Consider the following 16,814-nt stretch of genomic DNA (forward strand, 5'->3'; position numbering starts at 1 on the left):
GCGTCACGTCACCGCTGGCAATGGGGGCACCAATATGTCACGCGCGGCAAGGCCTGATCGCGCGTGATCCGGGTTCCGCAACGGCGGCACGGCCTTCCATGCCGGCCGTAAACCCACAGTTCACGGCCGGGGCGCGGATCACCGGTCGTAGTCCTGCGATAGCTGTCCTTGTTCGCATGCAACAACGCATGGGCACGCTCGATGAATCGCTCGGGGTCGGTGAGGTCCCGCACCGGTGAGGTGGGCAGCATCCCGGCCAGAAAACACAGTTCGTTGGAATACACGTTGCCAATACCCGCCATGACTCTCTGATCGAGAAGCGTCGAACTCAGCTCGTCATCTGCTCGCGCCATCAATCGCTCCAAGGCGACGGACGGATCCCAATCTGCCCCAAGAAGATCCGGGCCCAGATGACCCACGATGTCGCTTTCCCGTCCCCGCTTGACCACATCCAGAACACCCAGGCTGACTCCGAGGGCCACCGAATCGTCCGTCCTCAGTACCGCTCTGATTCGATGGTCCCACGTGGGTACGGACTCCCGAGCGGACACGATTCGCCAGCTGCCATCCATCTTCAGATGCGAGTGAATGCTGGCCCAGCCGGCGCGAATGAACAGGTGCTTTCCGCGCGCAACCACGCCGTCCACGCGTTCTCCACTCAAATCGACGGTCGCGAAACGTGGAACACGGATATCGCAGCCCGTGAGCACCCGGCCGGTCAGCGCATCGCCCAGGCGCCGCGCCGTTCGGAAAACCGTGTCGCCTTCTGGCATTCCGAGGCCTCCTTGCGCTAGCCGTCACAGGCTACCCAACTCCGCACCGGCGTGATGGCGAAGCCGCTATACGCAAAGATCAGGCAGCAGAGACGGTCTCGTCTCCGGCGGTTGCCGCATCGGAACTCTGGGCCCGTCCCCACCGTCCCGCTAGGGCCGCGCAGGTGATCAGTTGAATCTGGTGGAAGATCATCAGTGGCAGCACGATCAAGCCCACCGGGTGACCTGCGAACAACACGGTCGCCATGGGTAATCCGGTCGCCAAGCTCTTCTTGGAGCCGCAGAAGATCACGACAATGCGGTCTGCCCGATCGAACCGTAGTAGCCGTGCGGCCCCCGCTGTGACACCCAGCACCACCGCCAGCAGCACGATGCTGACCGCGAACACGGCCAACAAGCGGGAGATCTGCAGACCCTGCCACACATGCTCGACCATCCCGGCGCTGAAGGCCGCGTAGACCACCAAGTAGACAGATCCACGATCGACGACCTTGGTGAGCGTGGTGTGGGACAGGATTCGATACAGCTTGGGGCGCAACAACTGGCCCGCGACGAAAGGCAACAGCAGTTGCACCACGATCTGCAGGATCGCGGTGGGCGAGACCGTCGCCTCCCCGGTGGTCTGCATCAGCAGCATCACCAAGACCGGAGTCATGAAGACGCCCAACATATTCGACAACGAAGCGCTCACCACCGCGGCCGCCACGTTGCCGCGGGCGATGGATGTGAAGGCGATCGAGGATTGCACCGTCGAGGGCAACAGACACAGGTACAGCACACCGGTGTAGAGGTCGTTGGTCAGCACCGAGGGCACCAACAGCCGCATCGCCAGGCCCAGCAGGGGGAACAGGACATAGGTCGCCGCCAACACCGTGGTGTGCAGTTTCCAGTGCTTGAGGCCCTCGATCGCCTCGCGCGGTTCCAATCGGGTTCCGTAGAGGAAGAACAGCACCGCGATGGCGATCTTGGTTGCCCAGTCCAGGACATCGGCCGCGTCGCCGCGCGCGGGGAGCAGCAGCCCAATCCCCATGGCAGCGAACAGTCCGAGTAGGAATCCGTCAATGCGGAGTTTGGCCAGCCACGTCACTACGCCACAGTACGAGCGCAGGAACTAATTATGAAAGCCGATAGAAGCGATATCTATGAACGCGTACCGTGATGGATGTGCTGGATCCTGAACTGCTGCGGACCTTCCTGACCGTCGAAAGAGCCGGGGGATTCACCGCTGCCGGACGTATTCTCGGGCTGCGCCAGTCCACCGTGAGCGGACATATCGCGCGGCTGGAGCAGTCCGTCGGCCGGGAGCTGTTTCGCCGCGATACCCGCAATCTGTCGTTGACCGCCGACGGTGCCGCGATGGTCGGCTTCGCCCGATCCATCCTGGACGCCCAGAGCCAGGCCGATCGCTACTTCGCGAGTTCAGAGCTGACCGGACTCATCCGGCTCGGCGCCTCCGATGACCTAGTGGCCCGCGAGCTGCCCGATGTCCTCGTCGAGTTTCAGGACTCCCACCCCGGTGTGGATCTGGAGCTGGTCGTGGGGCTCAGCGAGTACCTCAAGACACGCATGACCGCGGGCGAGCTGGATCTGATGGTGGCCAAGCGCCTGCCGGGTGAAAAGCATGGCGAATTGCTTTGGCGCGACAGGCTGGTGTGGGCTGGCCGGCCCAATACGCATGACGTGCGCGACCCGGTGCCCATCGTCACCTATCCCCCGCCGAGCCTGACGCGGCACGCGGCACTGCGCGCACTCGAGCGGGAAGGCCGCACCTGGCGCATCACCTGTGTGAGCGACAGTCAGCTGGGGCTTCGGGCAGCGGCCTTGGCAGGTATGGGCGTCATCTCACACGCCGAATCCCTTCTGCCCGAAGGCCTTGTCACGGTTCGCGATGACAGCCTGCCCGACCTTGGCGAGCTGGAGTTCGTACTGGTGCGTCGACGCAGCGTGCTGTCCGAACCCGAACAGGCGTTGTGTGACGCGATCATCGCCAGCACGCACCGGCTACATCGGTGATACACCGGCGAGGGACACAGCCGCGTCAGTGGATGATCACTCCCCGAATGTTCTTGCCATCCCTCAGATCCTGATACCCCCGATTGATGTCCTCCAGACGATACGTGGCGGTCACCAACTCATCGAGCTGCAGCTGGCCGGCATCGTAAAGTCGAAGCAACCGCACAATGTCGTATTGCGGGTTGGCGGAACCAAAAAGAGTCCCTTTGATGGTCTTGCCGAAGAGCACCATTTCCATCCCCGACACATGCACGTTCAGTGTCGCCGGGTCCGCCAGCCCCGTCACCACGACCGTGCCACCCTTACCGACGGCACTAAATGCGGCCGTGACAACCTCCTCGTTCACCACCCCGACGGTGATGATCGCCTGGTCCGCACCCTGCCCCCAGGAGAGCTCATTGAGCTTCTCGGCGGCTTCTGCTGCGGTGGCAAAGACATGCGTAGCACCGAATTTGGAGGCCATGTCCCGTTTGAACGGAACCGGGTCGACGGCCACGATGTACTTGGCACCGGACTGCGCCGCGCCTTGCACTGCGTTGATACCGATCCCGCCGATTCCGTACACCACTGTGATGTCTCCGGGTCGCACGTCACCAGCATAGGTCGCACTGCCCCATCCGGTAGGGACACCGCACCCAACCAGCACCGCCGTCTCCAACGGAATCCAGTCGTCGATCTTCACCACTGAGTATTGCGAGATCGTGGCCCTCTGCGCGAAGGTGCCCAACATACACATCTGTCCGAAATCGATTCCCGCGCCGTGGAATCGAAAGGTGCCATCGGGCATGCAGCCCTCTAGGATCGTCGCTCCCATATCGCACAGGCTCTGCCGCCCCGTCGAACAGTAGCGGCAATGCCCGCAGCTGGGGATGAAACTGCAGACCACGTGATCACCGGCTTTAACCTTGGTGACCCCGTGCCCGACTTCCTCGATGATGCCCGCGCCCTCGTGTCCGCCGATGATCGGATAACGGGGTGGCAGGTCGCCATCGGTGAGGTGTAGATCTGAATGGCACAGTCCCGCGACGGTGTAGTTGATAAGCACCTCACCTTCACCGGGGCCGTCGAGCTCGAGTTCCATAAGCTCGAAGGGCTTTCCGGCTTCCAAAAGCACTGCGGCGGTTGTCTTCACAAATGTCTCCTTTGACTCGGCTAATGCACTGCGGCGGGCAATTCTTGGCTCGGCACCCCGACGCGTTCGAGCGCCTTGTAGAACGCCCGCGGCTCGGCCCACTCCTCTGGTGCGAAAACTCCTGCACGAGTGTCCGATCCACCGTCGAGGGCCACGACCATGAACGCCGCGCAGGCAGTTCCGGTGGCTGCGGCCATATCGGTGAACAGATAGGCGCCCGTACCGGCCACCGAGGTGCGGCGGCTAGCCACCGTGGGTATCCCGTTTCGCAGGCCCGTCACCTCGACCTTGAGGCCGGACTTGTAAGGGAACACATGGCCGGCCGCCGAGAGGGCAAGGAATTTGATCAGCTCGGAACGGGTGGCCTCCCCGGTGCGCACCAGATCGCACATTCCCGATAGCGCGTGACGCCATCCCGCCACGCTGCCCAACTTGCCGGTCAGTAGCGCCTCGAGGAAGTCGATTGCCTCCGTCACAGACATCTGGCCCTTTTGCACGGCCAACCCCACACCGCGGACCAGGCCGTTATAGGGTGCCGGGTCCAATCCGCCGAAGCAGCGAATATTCTTGGCGTCAGGGTACTTTCGTGGCAGGGTCACCGGCTCCGGGTGCGCGGTCTCGTGCACCATGGTGAGACCCAGCCCACCCCCCAGTTCTGTCCAGCGGGTCTCCTCCCAGGACTGGCGCATCACCGGTCCGCCGTTCTGCCATGTCATACAAGGACCCGCCGCGACGCGCAGCATGTGGTCGAGAACCGCGCGGCCAATCGAGCCGCGTTCGTCCCCGACCACCCAATACACGTCGATGTTCTCGACGCTGTCCAGCTCGCTTGCGGCGTCGGCGGCGAGGACGTTGGTGATCCCGGGCGAGGCGCCGCATCCGACGTACATAGGCACACCGGCCGACCTAGCCCGGTCGTGCAAAGACAGTGCGTGCAAGGTGCTCTCGATATCGTCGTCGAAGTCGAGGTACGGCACAACGGCCTCCAAACAGGCCTCCATGACGGGCTCTGCGGTGCGGTTGTACGGCCCGGCGCCGAGCACCACGAGGGCAGCGCCATCGACTGCCGCGCGCAGCGCCTCGACGTCATACAGGTCGAGCCGGGCCGCCGTGGCACGTCCGGCGGGTAGCTTCCCGACCAGCGCGTCGAGTAGCTCGGGACGGATGTCGTAGAGCGCCAGCTCCCAGCCTCCGTCGGCGACCGCGAACCGCTCGATGGCCAGACGGCACATTTCGCCCGCGGCGCCGATGAAGACGACTCGTTGTCCGCCGGCCATCAGTAGCCCCGACGGCTGAGCTGGTCCGACATTCTGTCGACAGCCCAGAGGGCGCGCACCGCGAGCGGGCTGTACGGCAGATTCGGGGGAAACCAGGTCCGATTTGTCCAGACCGCTTCCAAATCCTCGTGCGACTTGCCGTCGATAAGCCGATCGGCCAGCAGCGAGCCCAGGTAAGGCGCCTGCGTCAATCCGTAACCGTTGCAGCCCAGTGCGTACAGAATGCGCGGCTCGGACTGGCCCGCGACGGGCAGGAACGACGGGGTCATTGCAACCCACCCTCCCCAGGTGCGCCGCGGCGCGATATCGCGTAGCGAAGGGAACCGGTCGCGGAAACCGCGCAGCAGATCCTTCACGATCACCGGTTCAGGTGCGCGCACTCCCAGAGGTCCTTGTGCGGGCTGCACCTGTCGCGTGCCGACCACGATGGTGTTGTGGGGGGTTGGCCGGAAGTTCGACACCACATTGCTGTTGGTGGTGAATCCGGCACCGCTGGTCCAGCCGGTGTCCGTAATGCGCTCGGGATCGATGGGCTCCGTCTCGGCTACCGATACCCACAGGGGTGTGGCAAGTCGGGGTGGGGCAAAGGGTAGGTCCTGGGAATAGGCGTTGGTCGCCAACAGCACCCGCTCGGCGCGAATCCGACCATGGGGGACACCGATTACGATGCCGTTTCCGCTGGACTGCACCGAGAGCACCGGCGTGTGCTCGAAAACCCTTGCCCCGGAATTCAAAAGCGCCTGCCGCACCCCGAGGGTGTACTTGCCGGGATTGACCAGGCCGCCGCCCGGTTCCAGCACACCTCCCAAGAATCCGTGCGGCAGGCCGAATTCGCGGCCGTCCACGTATTGGGCTTTCGAACCAGCGGCCCGCAAGATCTCCGCGGCCTTCTTGGCACTGCGTACCTCGCGCTCCGATGAACTGACCATCGCCACGTTGCCGGTGCGCTGGTAGTCACACTCGATGCCCAGACGCTCGATCAGGCCATCGACGTATTCCAAGGCTCCTTCACCGAAGCGGACAATGCTGGGAAGCCGACGCGGATATAGAAACTTCAACAGGCGTGGATCGCCGCCGAGAGCGTCGGACAGGTGCCCGCCGTTCCGTGAGCTCGATCCCCATCCACAGATCCCAGCTTCCAACACAATGACATCGGCGCCCCGCTCGGCCAGCCGCAGCCCAGCTGCCATTCCGCCCAGCCCACCGCCGATAACCGCTACATCACAACGGATCTCGCCCTCCAGTGCGGGGGCTGTGTTCTCCGGCCGTGGCACCCAGCCGGTGTCGAAGAGATACTCCATGCCAGCCATCTCAGGCTCCTTTCATTCTCAGGTACTGCGATGTGTTCGGGTCACCGTTTGATCAATGGCCAACGGCGACAACGGACCTGTCCGCTGGTTGTGGTTGCGGAGCGCGTGGTAGGCGTAGTAATAGACGATCATCTGCAGTCCCCACGTCGTGAGGGCCGCGATGTAGAAGAGGGTCCGGTTCGCATCGTCACCGGGTATGTCGTAGAAGTCGTATGTCACCGCGACGGCGGAACCCATGAGGGTGACGATCACGACGCGCACCGCGTGGCTCCGCTCATCGATGCTCCACAGCCGTGCGGCGAAGTACAGCAAGAAGACCGTGGTGAGAAGGTTCATCACGACGAGGAAGAGCGCGCCCGCGAGCCCGACGTGATGCGTGGTGGGATGCATGGTCCGCAACGCATACTCGGTCAGGCCCAGACCGACCAGTCCGGCCAGCACGAAGACGCCGATATCGATTGCGCGCGAGGGCTTGTACCCATGCGTGACAGCCATCAGGCCCAGCACGAGGATCACGGTGATGCCCCCCGACCTGGAGAACGCGTCGAAGAAAATCGCGACGTGGAAACTTGTGCTGTCCGGGCTCAGAGCGAGCAGACCGTACATGAGGAAGTTGGTTCCCGATGTGGCGACGATGATCCATTCCAGGCCGAGTAGATAGTTTTTGTCATCGCGAATGAACTTCCATCCATAGGTGAATCCCGCGAAAACCATGAACAGATCGGCAAGTGCGAACATTGCGCCTCTGATGTCCATCTCCGCTCCCCGAGTGCTAGTGAACGTCGCTGAGCCGACGTGCGGTCACCGCTGAACTCGGGCTGACCAGTGCCTCGACCACCTCATGCGGTTTTGAGCCACCCGTGGCCGCCAACGCGACATAGAACCGCTCCGGATCGGCCCAGTCCTCCGGAGACAAGACACCCGAGAGCCCGCTGATCTCGTCGACCGCCAGCACCATGAATGCCGCTGTCGCTGCACCGGTTCCGGCAGCCATGCTGGTCCAGGCCGTACCCGGTCCGCTCACCGACAATCGGCGAATCGAGACGACCTCCTTGCCGTCGCGGGTGCCCGTCACCCGCACATAGTTGGTCCCGCGATATTCGGGATGTTTCTTCGCCACTGCGGTCGCCAGGTACTTGAGCACATCGGTCACGCTGACCTCGCCGCGCCGAATGGTGCCCCACAGCCCCGCCAGCGCATGCCTCCAGACGTTGAGCGAACCGGATTTGTCCGTCATCACGTCGTTCACGAAGTCGATTGCCTCATCCATCTCGATCTTGTTCTGCTGCACCGCTACTGCGATGCCACGCATGATTCCGTTGACCGGCGGCGGGTCGAGCGCGCCCAGCACGCGAATCCGATCGGCGTTCGGCCAGCGCCGCGGCATCGTCACCGCCTCGGGGTGCGCGCACTCGTAGAACCGGTAGCGGTCACCGAAGGAGTTCCCGACGTCGAAGACGTCGGTCTCCAGGAACGTCTGGTGCTGTACCGCCCGGCCGTGCTCCCAGGTCTGGCACGGCCCGGCGAAACCCCGGATCGCGTGATCGAGCACCGCGCGTCCGAAGGCCACAGGTCCCTCGTCCCCGGTCACCCAGCACACATCGATTCGCTCGACGGCGTCCATGTCGCGCGATGCATCGGCCGCCATGACATTCGTCAGGCCGGGCGAGGCGCCGCATCCCACGAAGATCGGCACCCCGGCCTTCCTGGCCTGCCCGTCGAGCTCCATCGCCGCCCGCGTGCTGGCCTCGTCGTCGTCGAGATCCAGATACGGCACCTTCTTCTCGATGCACGCCGCCATCACCGGCTCGGCGGTGCGGACATACGGTCCCGCGCCCAGCAGAACGAGGGCGGCGCCCGCGATCACCTCGTGCAGCGCCTCGACGTCGAACAGGTCCAGCGTGCCGATCGTCGCCGAACCCGCGGGCAGTTTCGCGACCAGCGCGCGCAGTGGCTCCGGCCGGATGTCGTAGAGCTCCAGCTTCCAATTCTCGGCTGTTCTCGCAAACCGCTCGATCGCGACGCGGCACATTTCGCCTGCTGCCCCGATGAAGACAATGCGCGTGGTGTCTGTAGCCATGGCCCGAGCGTAGGAATCGCGCCTCTATCCATGACATGGTCGACGGCCCAGAACTTGTGGGCACATATGTGCGGTGGCACACTTTTCGCATGAGCAATCGGTCACCATCGCCCGAGGTCATCGAGCTGATGGGTGAAGTGGCCGAGCTCATGCTCGCCGAACTCGATGCTCTCGTCGCCGAGATGAGTGCGGCGGAGGTGGAACTATCTCCGGTGCTGGGCGTCGACGCGTCGGCGATGACGGATACATCGGCCAGCAACCACGCCGGTGCGCGCCAACTACTCAACCTGTTCACCCGGCGCGATACCAACTGGACTGTGCGAACCGCATCGTTCGAACTCCCGCACGAGATGCTCGACGTGGCTCACACCGTTGCGCGCCGTGGACTGGACCTCGACGTGATCTTCCAGTCGTATCGCTACGCGCAGAACGTGGCCTGGCGCCATTTCATGGCGCATGCGACCCGGATCGCACCCCCCGGACCAGTGCTGATGGAGCTACTGCAGGTGTCCTCGGAGCGGCTGTTCGATTACATCGACTACGCGCTCACCCAGGTCATCGCCGCCACCCAGCGTGAACGCGAGGACATGCTGGGCGGCGCGCTCGCCCGTCGAGCCGAGGCGATCCGACTCGTGCTGGACGACGCACCCATTCACAGTGACCGAGCCAGCGAGCGGCTCGGATACCAGCTCGGCCGCCGGCACACCGCCCTGGTGCTGTGGTCGGGGCCAGGCAGCGAGGCACAAGGCGCGTTAGAATCAGCCGCCACCACGCTGGCGCGCGCGATGGGTGCGCGCCCACCGCTCACCCTCTCGGTCGGAGCGTCCGCGCTCTGGGCCTGGCTGGGCAGCGACGCCGAACCGGACCTCGCTGCGTTACGCGAGCCAGCAGACAAGATCGCACCGGGTATCCGCGTGGCCGTGGGTTCGACGCTGCGGGGGATCGCCGGGTTCCGCCGGTCACACGACCAGGCGCTGACCGTGCAGCGGCTGCTCGCCGAAAACCCGGACGGACCCTCCGTCGGGCTCTACCGCGACCTGGAAGTGACCGCACTCGTGACGGAAAATATCAGTCGCGCAGCAGAATTCGTACAATCGACACTCGGGGCGCTGGCGGAGGACAATCCCGGCGCCGAACGTCTGCGCGAAACCTTACGGGTCTTTCTGGAAGAGGCCGACAACGCGCCGCGCACCGCGACTCGGCTGCACACACACCGAAACACCGTGCTGCAGCGCGTTGCCCGCGCCGCAGAGCTACTCGGTTTCGCACCCGGCGACCGACGGCTGGCGCTGGGGCTGGCCCTTGAACTCGGCCATCACCTCGGCCACCGGGTGCTTACCCGCACGGATTAACCGGTAGCCAGTTCCGTGGCGACCTCCCGAGCGGCCGCTGCTCCGGTCTCCAACGCACCCTCCACGCCGCCGGCACCCAGCCCCGCGATATCGCTGCCGGCGAAGCGAACTCGACCACTCACCGCCCGCAGCTGCGCGGCGCCGCCGGTCAGATTCCCCGGCCGGTGCCAGACCCAGCCTCCCTTGGAGAACTCATCGGCACCCCAGCTGTGGCTCGCGGTGTCGACCACCTCGATATCGGGGACGAAGACCCGCAGCGCGCGCTGCACGCCCTCGTGGTCACTGGCGTCGATGGCCGACGCGTCCGAGCACAGACACATGATGAGGGTGTCGCCATCATGGTAGGAATCGAAGCGCGCGACGTTGATCGGGTTCTGCCCGATGGGCGCAATGGCCTGGAACGGCTCGATCTCGCCCTTGGCCCGCACCCATATCTTCGATGCCAGCACCGGGTTCTTCTGGTCGATCATGGTGCGTGAGGCAGGCGGGACATCCGGGGTGAAGGTGACATCGCCCAAGGTGTTGAGGGGCAGCGCGACGACCACCATGCGAGCATCGATCCGCTCGCCGGCGCGAGTGGTCACGGTGACCGAGGTCCCGTTGTCTTGCACCGCCGCGACGGGCGTGCTCAGGCGCACCTCGGCACCCGACTCACGGATGAGGCCGTCGTAGAGTTGCTTGATCCCACCCTCGACCGGCCAGGACCCGATGCTCTCGAAGTACCCCGCCCAGTCCCCGCAGTAGGCGGCGACCAGCAGCAGCAGCTGCGCGACGCCTTGCTCGTCGTACGAGTGCGAAAGTGAGGCAAGCACACCTTCGGCCACATCCCGCTCATACCTGGACAGACCGGACGAGTCGAACCGTTGCGCCATTGTCTGCTGTTCGATCGGCGAGGTATCCACCGCATTCACTTCGAACGGAGCGGGAAACCACTCGCGTGCATCAGCCGCGACACGAGCCATCACCGAGGCTGCGGCCTGTCCGAACTCCTCGGCGGATCCGTGATGCACGCTCCCGTCTGCCAGCCAATGCACGGTATCGATGTGGTGCGGGAGGTCGAGTTTGAGACCGTAGTGCTGCAGCTCACGCCAGACGTTCGGCGAGGTCCAGTGCAGGTACGTGCCGCCGAATTCAATGGGCCGGCCAAAGGCCTCGCCCGTATAGGTACGCCCGCCGACGCGGTCACGCCCTTCCAGAAGTAATACCGAAAATCCGCGCGTTCCGAGATCCCGCGCGGCGATGGCACCGGCGAAGCCGGCCCCAATCACCACGACGTCGTAATTGCTGGCCATCGCCTTCTCCTTCGTCGACTTTGTTGGACCGCCTCACGCGGCATGAGACCACCCTAACTCGATTTCGATTCGAATTCGAGTTCGATGGATCACACCCACCCCGTACGATTTCGAATCGTGATCGACAACAGGGATGCACCGTCGACGACCCGCTCCACCGCGGTACAACGCCGCGGGATTGAGCGGGTGCAGGCAATCCTGGATGCCGCCGAGGAGCTGCACAGCGAACAGGGCTACTCGGCCGCCACACTCAAGGCAATCGGCGAGCGCGCCGGCATCCCCACCGCATCGCTGTATCACTACTTCGCGGACCGACACCGGGTCGACGCCGCGCTTCTCGAACGTCACCTGACCGCGCTCAACGAAAGCGTCCGGTCAGCGATTCAAGATCGCCCGCCGCGCACCCTGCGTGAGGCGGTCGAAGCGAGCGTCAACCCGTTGCTTGCCTACTTCCGGGCGCATCCCAGCCTTGTTCAACTCTGGTTTGTGGGGCGCGACGCGACGCGAGGCCTCTCCCCCTCACCCGATGCGGCATGGGCAGAACAGCTGTGGCGCCTCTTGCTCGACGCGGAGCTGATCCGGGCAGAAACACCCGTGCTCGTCCTTCAGTTGGCTTTTGAGGCCGGCGACCGGTTATTCGATGTCGCCTTCCAGCGCTCTCCAACCGGAGATGAAGCCACCATTGATGAGCTGCGACGCATGGTCACCGCATACCTACAGACCTACGCGCCGCAGGCCCTAGACCGGTAGCGCGAAGTAGGCCAGCGACCCCACCGCAAGTGCCAGGAACACACCGGGGAAGGCGATGTTGTGCAACACATTGCTGCGAATGTGTGCACCCACAGCGCCAATGAAGAAGGCCACCAACCCGATTGCCGCGGCAAGGCCAATCGGGCGCACTCCGGCCAGCCCGATGATCAGGCCGGCCACCCCGGCTCCTTCGATCACCGCGAGATAGGGAATCCAGCGCGGGGCCAATCCCACCTCACCGGAGTTCTGCACCACGAACTGTGCCTTTACGGCCTTGGCCACCACCTCGATTCCATTGGCGATAACGCAGAGGACCGTCGTCACCCACAGCCCAATTCCGAGAACCGACATCAGCCCTCATACCTTCCCAACACGGTGAAAGGTTGGGGGGCAATGATTTCAGTCGCCCATCCGGCGAGCCTGCCGCGGAAGTCGAGCGCATCCGGGATGCCCAGGAGTGGATTGTCGACCCCCTCGGCGAGCTGCAGCAGGAATACGAAGTCGGGGCCATCTCCGACCCTGCCTGCCGTGTAGGTCATGCCCGTGGGGGCCGCCGCGCTCACCGCCGTGAACAACGCCGCGATCGCATCCTCAACCTCGTGCACCCGTTCGGCATCTGTGCTGAAGCGGACCATCTGTACGCTCATCTGTGCCTCCTCTCTAGTCGGTTTCGTTGACCTCACCCCTTTTGACGACCGGCATGACGGAAAGGTGACCTCTCGTGGATCTCACGGAAAGATTCCAGGCCGCACGGCCACGGCTGCTGTCCGTGGCGCACCGGATCCTGGGTTCACACCACGATGCCGAGGACGCCGTACAGGCTGCGTGGATCCGGGCACAATCGGCCGACCTCAACGCGGTGGACAGTCTCGACGCGTGGCTCACCACGGTCACGGCCCGGCTCTGCCTCGATCAGTTACGGGTGCGCGAGCGGCATGGGGAGATTCCCCTGACTGCCGAACACCTCCCGGGCACGCAGCTCGGCGCCGACGAGGACTTCCTGAAGCGCGAGCAGGTTTCGCGTGCACTACTCGTGGTGCTCGGCGAATTGTCCCCCAAACAGCGGGTGGCCTACGTCCTACACGACCTGTTTTCCGTACCGTTCGAGGACATCGCCGCAGCGCTTGATACCACTGCCGCCTCCGCTAAGAAGCTCGCCAGCCGGGCGCGACTGCGCCTCGATACCGCGGACCCGGTGCAGACCCGCGACGTTCCAAACCAATCGGCGATCGTCGATGCCTTCCTGTCGGCCGCCCGCGGCGGCAACATCGAGCGCCTGATCACGCTGATGGCACCCGATGTGGTCCGCACGGTCGACCGCTCACTCATCCCCAGCGACGCAGCGACACTCGTGCAGGGCGCCCGAGCCGTCGCCGAGGAAACGCGCACCTTCGTCGATCGCATCGCCGTGGCGACAACGCTTTTCGTCGACGGAAGGCCGGGTGCCGTCATCGCGCCAGGCGGCCACCCCTTCGCCATCATCCGAATGGATATCCGCGACGGACTGATCACCCATATCGACATCGCGCCGTATGCGGGCAGTGGCGCCGAGCTGACGGTCGCCTATCAGAGGGCCGGCGCCCCGGGATCGAGCTAATATCTGGCTGCCACAGCACCGGCCACACCGCATGGCCCGGTGGGCGCAGCAGAAACGAGAACCGCACCGTGCAACAAGACTCCGCGACCACGTCATCACACAGTCCCGGGAGCCTCACGCAGACCGTGCGTCTGGGGGTCGTCGTGGGCGCTTTGGGGGTGGTGTTCGGCGATATCGGTACCAGCCCCATCTACACCATCCAGACGGTGTTCAACCCCGCTGATCCCCATCCGGTGCCGCTCAACGCCAACAACGTGTACGGCATTGTGTCGCTGATCTTCTGGTCGGTGATGCTCATCGTCACACTCACCTACGTCACGCTGGTCATGCGCGCCGACAACGACGGCGAGGGCGGCATCATGGCACTCATCACGCTGTTGACGCGGTGGAGCGGAAAGCAAGGTCGTCGCAGCGCTCTGGCGCTGGCCGGTGCCGGACTCTTCGGCGCCGCACTGTTTTTCGGCGACAGCATGATCACCCCTGCCATCTCGGTACTTTCGGCGATCGAGGGGGTAAAGGTCGTCCAGCCGGATCTGGAGGCGTGGATCGTACCTATCACCGCGGTGATCATCGTGGGACTGTTCATGGTGCAACGGCACGGCACCGCGGCGGTCGGGCGATTCTTCGGTCCGGTCATGATCGCGTGGTTCACCGCGATCGGCGCTTGCGGGCTCACCGGCATCGCCAAACACCCGGAGATCCTCAAGGCTCTCTCACCTACTTACGCGGTCGGCTTCATGATCGGGCACTTTCACATCGCCTTCTTCGCCCTTGCTGCCGTGGTGCTTTCGGTCACCGGGGCCGAGGCCCTGTACGCCGATATGGGCCACTTCGGGCGCAAAGCCATCACCTACGGCTGGCTCGGCTTGGCACTGCCCGCTCTCACCCTGAGCTACTTCGGCCAGGGTGCCCTTCTGCTCGGCGACGAATCCGCCATCAGCGCGCCCTTCTTCCTGCTGACTCCGGACTGGGCCCGACTGCCGATGGTTCTGCTGGCCACCGCGGCGACGGTCATCGCATCGCAGGCGGTAATCACCGGCGCATACTCAGTCGCCTCGCAGGCGGCCCAACTCGGCTACCTACCGCGCCTGCGCATCGACCACACCTCCGAATCGACGATCGGCCAGATCTACGTGCCGTGGATCAACTGGGTGCTCATGGTCTCGGTGCTGACTCTGGTTTTCGCCTTCCGAGGCTCCGCGGCGCTGGCGTATGCCTTCGGCATGGCGGTGACGGGCACCATCACCATCACCACCCTGCTGTTCTTCTACGTCGCCCGTATCCGCTGGAACACGCCACTGTGGCTCGTGGTTATTGGCGCGGGATCGCTGTTGGCGGTCGATCTACTGTTCCTGGCGGCGAACATGACCAAGCTGGTGCACGGTGCGTGGCTGCCTCTGCTCATCGCGCTGAAGGCGTTCACCGTGATGACCACGTGGCAACGGGGGCGTGCCATCGTGACTCCCGCACGCGAGGAGGAAGAGGGCGCGTTGCGTGAGTTCGTCGACGCCCTCCACAACGAGCCTCCGCAGGTGGTACGCGTGCCGGGCACGGCCGTATTCCTCAATAGGGGTAAGGACACGGCGCCCTTGGCCATGCGCGCCAACGTCGAACACAACCACGTGCTGCACGAACACGTGGTCATCCTGTCCATCGAGACACAGCCAATACCCCGTGTGGCAGATTCCGATCGCACGACGATCGATCACCTCGGATACATCAAGGACGGAATCGTCCACGTGACCGCTCGTTTCGGGTACATGGAGACGCCGAACGTGCCGCATGCGCTGGGACTGCTCGACGCATCCGACACCGAGGGCCGCATTGACCTCGACGAGGCCACCTACTTCCTGTCCAAGCTCGAGTTGATCAAGGGCCAGGCGCCCACCATGGCGCGCTGGCGTAAGAGCTTGTTCATCGCGACATCCCACATCACCGCGGACGCCGCCGAATACTTCGGCTTGCCACGCCACCGCACGGTCATCATCGGTTCGCGCATCGACGTGTAGCACATCTAATCTGGAATAGATCCAAATTAGACCAGGTTGCACCTGACATGCCGAACACAACCCGTACCCCCGAATCCGACGTCACCAACTTTCAGGCCTCCGCCACACTGAGCGCGAGTCTGCAACAGGTCCTGGTCGACCTGATCGAACTGCATCTGCAGGGTAAGCAGGCGCACTGGAACGTTGTGGGCAGCAATTTTCGCGATCTGCACCTGCAGCTCGACGAATTGGTCGACTTCGCCCGCGAATCGAGCGACACCGTCGCCGAGCGCATGCGCGCGCTCGATGCGCTGCCCGACGGCCGATCCGACACTGTCGCGGCGAGCACGACACTGCCGGAGTTTCCGCCCTATGAACGCAGCACCGGTGATGTCGTCGACCTGATCACCACCCGCATCTATGCCACGGTGAAGACGCTGCGCGCAGTACACGACGCGGTGGATGACGAGGACCCCACCACCGCCGACATCCTGCACCAGCTCATCGACGGCTTGGAGAAGCTGGCCTGGCTGATCAAGTCCGAGAACCGGAAGGTGTAGCCGGCTGAGCGATGATGGACCGATGCATGCAGTGAAGCGCTTCGCAACGATCATCGGTCTATTGACCGCGGTACTGGTCCTTGGCCCCAACGCCGGACTGGCACACGCGGCCGATGCGTCGCCCGCCGGGGATGTGTTGTCCCTCGGCGACCCGGCTGCCCCGGGGCAGATCGATCTCTACCTAGACCCGTTGTGCCCGTACAGCGGGAAGATGGTTCAGAGTCAGGGCGAGGAGATCGGGCGGCGCATCGAGTCCGGCAAGCTGCACGTCAACCTCAGGTTCGTGGACTTCCTCGATAAGTACTCTGCCAGCGGCACATACGACAGCCGTGCGATCTATGCCAGCTTCGTGGTCGCCGATCAGTCCCGGTCAAGCGATATCACCTGGCGCTTCATCCGAGAGTTCTACGCCAAGGACCAGCAGCCCGAGGAGGAAGGTGACACGGACCTGAGCAACGACCAGCTGGCTGGGCTGGCCGCCCGGGTCGATGCGCCCCAGAGCGCACAGGATCTGATCAGGGTCGGGCTGCCAGTGCCCTTTGACGCCCGTGCCATCGCGTCGAACAATCTGCCGCTGCTGCGCGCCTTTCCCAAATCCGGTGTGCCCATGGTTGTCATCGACAATCAACCCGTTGATGGAGAATCGGCTTGGCTAGATCGCATCCCGCGGTAGCGGCGTCGCTCTGCGAA

At 64.2% G+C, this 16,814-nt stretch carries 17 protein-coding genes; 7 read left to right on the forward strand and 10 right to left on the reverse strand.

Annotated elements, in window-relative coordinates:
* Positions 1-8 precede the first annotated feature (8 nt).
* Together nei2 and HBA99_RS23910 are read right to left on the reverse strand one after the other, a co-directional pair.
* Positions 9-773 carry an endonuclease VIII Nei2 gene (nei2, locus tag HBA99_RS23905; protein WP_070951829.1) on the reverse strand — a complete coding sequence of 255 codons (765 nt, stop codon included), beginning with the start codon at positions 771-773 and terminating at the stop codon, positions 9-11.
* A 79-nt stretch (positions 774-852) separates the two neighbouring features.
* Complete coding sequence (locus tag HBA99_RS23910) at positions 853-1,860, reverse strand: bile acid:sodium symporter family protein (protein WP_070951828.1); 1,008 nt, start codon at positions 1,858-1,860, stop codon at positions 853-855.
* A gap of 71 nt (positions 1,861-1,931) precedes the next feature.
* Here HBA99_RS23910 and HBA99_RS23915 point away from each other — a divergent pair, with 71 nt between their 5' ends.
* A complete protein-coding gene (locus HBA99_RS23915) occupies positions 1,932-2,786 on the forward strand; it encodes a LysR family transcriptional regulator (protein ID WP_057964622.1) in 855 nt (284 codons plus the stop codon).
* A 25-nt stretch (positions 2,787-2,811) separates the two neighbouring features.
* On the opposite strand, the gene HBA99_RS23920 is transcribed toward HBA99_RS23915, so the two are convergent.
* Genes HBA99_RS23920 through HBA99_RS23940 form a run of 5 tightly spaced genes read right to left on the reverse strand, consistent with a single transcriptional unit; the run spans position 2,812 to position 8,585 of the window.
* On the reverse strand, positions 2,812-3,918 hold the full coding sequence (locus HBA99_RS23920) for an NDMA-dependent alcohol dehydrogenase (RefSeq protein WP_070951827.1): 1,107 nt from the start codon (positions 3,916-3,918) through the stop codon (positions 2,812-2,814).
* A 20-nt stretch (positions 3,919-3,938) separates the two neighbouring features.
* Positions 3,939-5,195, reverse strand: a complete 1,257-nt coding sequence (locus HBA99_RS23925; protein ID WP_070951826.1) for a saccharopine dehydrogenase family protein — start codon at positions 5,193-5,195, stop codon at positions 3,939-3,941.
* A complete protein-coding gene (locus HBA99_RS23930; protein ID WP_109494211.1) occupies positions 5,195-6,505 on the reverse strand; it encodes an NAD(P)/FAD-dependent oxidoreductase in 1,311 nt (436 codons plus the stop codon). Before HBA99_RS23930 ends, HBA99_RS23925 begins: the two co-directional genes overlap by 1 nt.
* A gap of 18 nt (positions 6,506-6,523) precedes the next feature.
* The gene (locus tag HBA99_RS23935; RefSeq protein ID WP_070951824.1) at positions 6,524-7,261 is read right to left on the reverse strand and encodes a transporter; all 738 of its coding nucleotides are present in this window, start codon (positions 7,259-7,261) and stop codon (positions 6,524-6,526) included.
* A gap of 16 nt (positions 7,262-7,277) precedes the next feature.
* The gene (locus HBA99_RS23940; protein ID WP_070951823.1) at positions 7,278-8,585 is read right to left on the reverse strand and encodes a saccharopine dehydrogenase family protein; all 1,308 of its coding nucleotides are present in this window, start codon (positions 8,583-8,585) and stop codon (positions 7,278-7,280) included.
* Positions 8,586-8,674: 89 nt separating this feature from the next.
* Between HBA99_RS23940 and HBA99_RS23945 the strand changes: the two genes are divergently transcribed.
* Positions 8,675-9,937 (forward strand): PucR family transcriptional regulator, encoded by a 1,263-nt coding sequence (locus tag HBA99_RS23945; RefSeq protein ID WP_070952393.1) that lies wholly within the window; start codon positions 8,675-8,677, stop codon positions 9,935-9,937.
* Here the strand turns inward: HBA99_RS23945 and HBA99_RS23950 are convergent.
* Positions 9,934-11,229 carry a flavin monoamine oxidase family protein gene (locus HBA99_RS23950; RefSeq protein WP_070951822.1) on the reverse strand — a complete coding sequence of 432 codons (1,296 nt, stop codon included), beginning with the start codon at positions 11,227-11,229 and terminating at the stop codon, positions 9,934-9,936. The two genes, HBA99_RS23945 and HBA99_RS23950, sit on opposite strands and share 4 nt — an antisense overlap.
* Before the next feature lie 117 nt (positions 11,230-11,346).
* On the opposite strand from HBA99_RS23950, the gene HBA99_RS23955 reads away from it, so the two are divergent.
* Positions 11,347-11,979, forward strand: a complete 633-nt coding sequence (locus tag HBA99_RS23955) for a TetR/AcrR family transcriptional regulator (RefSeq protein ID WP_070952392.1) — start codon at positions 11,347-11,349, stop codon at positions 11,977-11,979.
* On the opposite strand, the gene HBA99_RS23960 is transcribed toward HBA99_RS23955, so the two are convergent.
* Positions 11,968-12,330 (reverse strand): DoxX family protein, encoded by a 363-nt coding sequence (locus tag HBA99_RS23960; RefSeq protein WP_070951821.1) that lies wholly within the window; start codon positions 12,328-12,330, stop codon positions 11,968-11,970. The two genes, HBA99_RS23955 and HBA99_RS23960, sit on opposite strands and share 12 nt — an antisense overlap.
* The gene (locus HBA99_RS23965) at positions 12,330-12,626 is read right to left on the reverse strand and encodes a hypothetical protein (RefSeq protein WP_070951820.1); all 297 of its coding nucleotides are present in this window, start codon (positions 12,624-12,626) and stop codon (positions 12,330-12,332) included. The genes HBA99_RS23960 and HBA99_RS23965 overlap by 1 nt, the downstream gene beginning before the upstream one ends.
* 74 nt (positions 12,627-12,700) lie before the next feature.
* Between HBA99_RS23965 and HBA99_RS23970 the strand changes: the two genes are divergently transcribed.
* The 4 genes from HBA99_RS23970 to HBA99_RS23985 all read left to right on the forward strand — a co-directional run bounded on the left by HBA99_RS23970 (position 12,701) and on the right by HBA99_RS23985 (position 16,797).
* Positions 12,701-13,576: a sigma-70 family RNA polymerase sigma factor gene (locus HBA99_RS23970; RefSeq protein WP_070951819.1), complete on the forward strand. Its 876-nt coding sequence runs from the start codon at positions 12,701-12,703 to the stop codon at positions 13,574-13,576.
* Between the two features lie 68 nt (positions 13,577-13,644).
* Positions 13,645-15,585 carry a potassium transporter Kup gene (locus HBA99_RS23975; RefSeq protein ID WP_070951818.1) on the forward strand — a complete coding sequence of 647 codons (1,941 nt, stop codon included), beginning with the start codon at positions 13,645-13,647 and terminating at the stop codon, positions 15,583-15,585.
* Positions 15,586-15,632: 47 nt separating this feature from the next.
* A complete protein-coding gene (locus HBA99_RS23980; RefSeq protein WP_030097566.1) occupies positions 15,633-16,124 on the forward strand; it encodes a Dps family protein in 492 nt (163 codons plus the stop codon).
* A 22-nt stretch (positions 16,125-16,146) separates the two neighbouring features.
* On the forward strand, positions 16,147-16,797 hold the full coding sequence (locus HBA99_RS23985; RefSeq protein WP_030097567.1) for a thioredoxin domain-containing protein: 651 nt from the start codon (positions 16,147-16,149) through the stop codon (positions 16,795-16,797).
* The last annotated feature ends 17 nt before the right edge of the window (positions 16,798-16,814 follow it).

The organism is Mycobacteroides chelonae, assembly GCF_016767715.1.
Lineage (GTDB): Bacteria > Actinomycetota > Actinomycetes > Mycobacteriales > Mycobacteriaceae > Mycobacterium > Mycobacterium gwanakae.